3 protein-coding genes are annotated in these 4,357 nt (G+C 62.4%); 1 reads left to right on the top strand and 2 read right to left on the bottom strand.

Going from position 1 to position 4,357, the window contains the following annotated elements; all coding sequences use genetic code 11:
* Both RO069_RS12085 and RO069_RS12080 read right to left on the bottom strand, forming a co-directional pair.
* On the bottom strand, positions 1–1,605 hold a 1,605-nt coding region (locus RO069_RS12085), incomplete at its 3' end, for a class I adenylate-forming enzyme family protein (RefSeq protein ID WP_328187796.1).
* Positions 1,606–1,647: 42 nt separating this feature from the next.
* Positions 1,648–2,808, bottom strand: coding sequence for a C4-dicarboxylate TRAP transporter substrate-binding protein (locus tag RO069_RS12080; RefSeq protein WP_328187794.1), 1,161 nt, complete (start codon positions 2,806–2,808; stop codon positions 1,648–1,650).
* 258 nt (positions 2,809–3,066) lie between these two features.
* Here RO069_RS12080 and RO069_RS12075 point away from each other — a divergent pair.
* Positions 3,067–4,357, top strand: a 1,291-nt coding sequence (locus RO069_RS12075) for an AMP-binding protein (protein WP_328187791.1), incomplete at its 3' end; no start/stop codon positions are given.

Here is a 4,357-nt window from a genome sequence, read left to right as displayed (position 1 = left end):
TTCCTTCTTCAGGATCTTGCCCACCGGGTTACGGGGAATGGCGTCAATCAGCTTCATCTTCTCGGGCAGCTTGTAGACGCTCATACCCTGTTCCTTCAGATACTCGTTGATTTCCTCCAGGGTCGGTGGATTGGTCTCATCCGCAGGCACCACGCAGATACAGACCCGCTCACCCATGATGTCATCCGGCTGGGGTATCACGGCCACATCCTGCACTTTGTCGAAGCCCAGCACCGCGTTCTCCACCTCCACACTGGAGATGTTGAACCCGCCGCGGATCACCATATCCTTCTTGCGGTCATAGAAGCCTACGTGCCTGTCATCCTGCACGATGAAGAGGTCGCCAGTGCGGAAGAAGCCGTCAGCGGTAAAGGACCGCTCGGTGATGTCCGGCCGCTGGAAGTAGCCGGCAAACAGGCCGGGACTGCGGTAGCACAGCTCGCCGATGCCGCCGGGTTCGGTGATTTCCTCGTCCCGGTCACCGAGGATCTTCACTTCGACCCCATAGATGCCCGAGGGCCACTCGACACCTTCCTTACCCCACCAGGGCAGATGATCCACCCGCATTTCCAGGTCCGGCACGTCCGCCGGGCCGGCCACCAGGCTGGTGCCCTCGTTCTGGCCCCAGATATTGACGATGTCGATATCCCAGCGACGCTTGAACTCCTGCATGGACCAGGCCGACGGCGGCGCCGAACCGGTAGTGATCGTCCGCACGCTGGACAGGTCCAGCTGGTCCACGTTGGGCAGCTTGGCGATCATGTTCAGCATCGCCGGTACCAGGATGGTGTACTGAATACCCTCCTCAGTCAGCTGCCGCAGCAGGATCTCCGGGGTGATGGGGTGGTGCAGCACCAGGGTGCCTGCCGCTGCCAGCCAGGGCACGTAGTTCACCCCCACCGCGGTCATGTTCACCAGCGGCGCCACGCACAGGATTCGGTCTCCCTGCTGCAGGCCACAGGTCGTGAACACCAGGCTGATCAGGTACTCCCAGTTGTTGTGACTCATGGGACAGCCCTTGGGGTCCGCCTCGGTACCGGAGGTCCAGCACAGGGTGAAGATGTCGTTGGCATCCACCGGCACCTCCGGTGCCTGGCCAGGCTCGCCGCGGGCGATATCAGTCAGTTCCTGCAGGCCGATGTAGTGCTCGAAGCCCAGTTCCTTTCCCAGGGCCTGATAGTCAAAGCCATGGAACGTTTCAGCCGAGACGTAGAACCTGGCCCCGGTCATGTCTTTCACATAGCCCACGTCCTTGCGGCGCCACTGCATGGGCAGGGCGGAAAGCAGGCCGCCGGCCTTGGCGGCGGCCAGGTACAGCATGGCCAGCTCCCACACATTGGGCAGCTGGGCCACCAGTACGTCGTCCTTGCCGAAGCCCCGGCGTGCCAGTTCGGCGGCGGTGGCATCCACCGCCCGGCCAAACCCGGCCCAGGTCAGCCGCTGTGCCGGGGTGCCCACCAGTTCCTCCCGGTTGGGGGGATCCACCACCGCTTCCCGGTCCGGATGGGCGGCGCAGTTGTCGGCAAAGCGCTGGAGCAGATTCCGGTCGCTCCAGTACCCCTTGCCGGTGTACTCGTCGATCAGTTCAGGTTGATGCAGGATCATGGTGCGGCTCTCCTGTCGCGACGGTCTTGTGGTTTCAGGACGTCACAGGCCATGGCGACCCACATCCACTTTCGAGAAGACTTCCTGCCAGTAGAGCTCGGCCAGGGCGTCGCTGCTGTCAACGCCGTCCACCAGGGAAACCCATTTCTCGAGGATCGGACGGAAGGTCTCAATCATGTCGCCGGCGTTGTTGACATCGTATTTTTCCGCATAGGTGGCGGCCATGTTGTCCAGATCCTGACGGATGAATGCCCGGGTCCTTTCCTTCAAGGCATCGCTGGCGTCGTGGATAGTGACCCGGTCGAGCTCTTCGGCGGTCTGCATGTTGTCCCTGGCCGCCTCGGCATAACCCCAGCTCAGTTCCGCGGACAGCACTGCCGAGGCGTGGAGCACGGCATTGCGCTCGTCCTCACTCAGGCTGGCCCAGGCATCCTGGTTGACGGTATTGCCCACCCCCGCGAACACACCGCCCGGGGCACCGGTGGTGATGTCCGATACCACCTCCATCAGCTTGACAATGGTCAGCTCCGGCGCGGAATGGATGGTGCAGTCAACCACGCCCTGACTGAGGGCTTCGTAGGTCTCGTGCTGCGGCACCGATACCGGTGAAGCACCAAGATCTTCAGCCCAGCGGGACCACTGGGCTCCGCCGATCCGTACCCGTTTGCCTTCCAGTTCTTCCAGGTTCCTGACCGGTGTATTGCATAACATCATGTAGGGCGAAGTGCCGCCGCCACCGATAAATACCTGGTTCTGGGCCTCGAACTCACCGGTACACTCCGGGCAGTGGTTGAACAGGTATTCGGACATCGCGCCGGCATAGGCCAGGCCCGCCGTATCCGCCGGTGCATCGGTCAGCTCCAGCAGCATGGAAACCTCGGCCGCCAGGTTGGTGCTGGGAAACTCCGCGGGAAAGTAGGGGGTCAGCACCAGCCCGATGTCCGCCATCCCGTCCCTTACACCGGAGGGGGTTTCGGAGAAGCTCAGCAGCGACTGGGGGTAGACCTTCACGCTGAGCGCGTCATCGGAATAGTCCGCCATGGCATCGGCAAAGGCATTGCCCGCCTCGGCACCGATGGACTGGGGCGCGTAGCCGGTGGCATAGCTGAGGGTGCGGGCATCGGCAGCGCCCGCCAGCAGGGTGCCGGTTACGGCCAGTGGCAGGGCAATCCGGGTAACACGGGTCCTTTTCAGAGAATGCATAACAGCTCCTGATCAGCACCCGCTCCGGGTGCCTTTGTTGTTGTGTGATTGCTGTTGAATGAGAGCCGGGCAGTACCGACCACCGTTCAGCTTAGGAAGGCCGACGGAAATGATCGTCGTCCGTTCCGACGAGATCTCCGCCACACCAGCCGTCGGTAGGCGGGTCAAATCGTCGAATCAGACGAGGTCGACACCATTCTGGTAGAGGACACTGGGCCAGACATCCTGCTACAAACACAACAACGCCAGGAGACTGCCATGCACGGACTGATGCAAGACAAGCCCCTGCTCATCTCGTCACTCATTGAGCACGCGGCGGCGTTCCATCCGGAAGCCGAGATCATTACCAAAACCGTGGAAGGCCCCATCCACCGGTCCAACTACCGGGAACTGCGCGACCGCTCCAAGCGGGTGGCCAACGCCCTCAAGACCCTGGGCATCGACTTCCAGGACCGGGTGGGCACCCTGGCCTGGAATACCCACCGCCACTACGAGCTGTATTTCGGCGTGTCCGGCAGCGGCGCCATCCTCCACACCATCAATCCGCGCCTGTTTCCGGAGCAACTGACCTATATCATCAACCACGCCGAGGACAAGGTGCTGTTCTTCGACATCACCTTTGCCGATATGGTCAAACAGCTGGCGCCACAGCTGGAGAGCGTTGAGGCCTTTGTCGCCATGACCGACCGGGCTCACATGCCGGACATCGACCTGCCCAACCTGCACTGTTACGAAGACCTGGTGGAGGCCGCCAGCGAGGACTACGAGTGGCCGGAGTTCGACGAACGCACCGCCTCCTCCCTGTGCTATACCTCCGGTACCACCGGCAACCCCAAGGGGGTGCTCTACGGCCATCGCTCCACGGTGCTGCATTCGCTGATGCAGGTAGCGCCGGACGCCTTCGAAATCAGCAGCAAGACCAACATGCTGCTGATTGTGCCCATGTTCCACGCCAACGCCTGGGGCGTGCCCTACTCCGCGCCCATGGTGGGCGCCAAGGTGGTGCTGCCCGGCCAGCACCTGGACGGAGAGAGCGTGTACAACCTCATGAAGGAGGAGAACGTCACCTTCTCCATGGCGGTCCCCACCGTCTGGCTGATGCTGTTCCAGTACATTGACGCCACGCCCGGCGCCAGCCTCAATGAGCTGAACCTGTCCGGTGTGGGTGTCGGCGGCTCCGCCCCCCCGATCGCCATGATCGAGCGATTCCGCAAGTCCGGCATCGATATGGTTCAGGGCTGGGGTATGACCGAGACCAGTCCCCTGGGCGTGATCAACAAACCCCTGCCCAAGCATGACAGCCTCAGCCATGAGGAACTGGCCAGACTCAAGACCAAGGCCGGCCGGGGTATCTGGGGGGTCGAGATCAAGATCGTCAATGACGCTGGCGAGCGTCTGCCCTGGGATGGCAAGACGTCCGGCCATTTCTATGTGAAGGGACCCTGGATCGCCAACGGCTACTACCGCCAGGAAGGGGGCAGCAAGCTGGACGATGAGGGCTTCTTCCCCACCGGTGACATCGGCACCATTGACCCGGACGGCTTCCTGC

The organism is Marinobacter sp. OP 3.4, from assembly GCF_036224885.1.
Classification (GTDB): domain Bacteria; phylum Pseudomonadota; class Gammaproteobacteria; order Pseudomonadales; family Oleiphilaceae; genus Marinobacter.
Note: the sequence above shows the minus strand (reverse complement) of the source record. Positions and strands in the feature narration are given on the sequence as shown.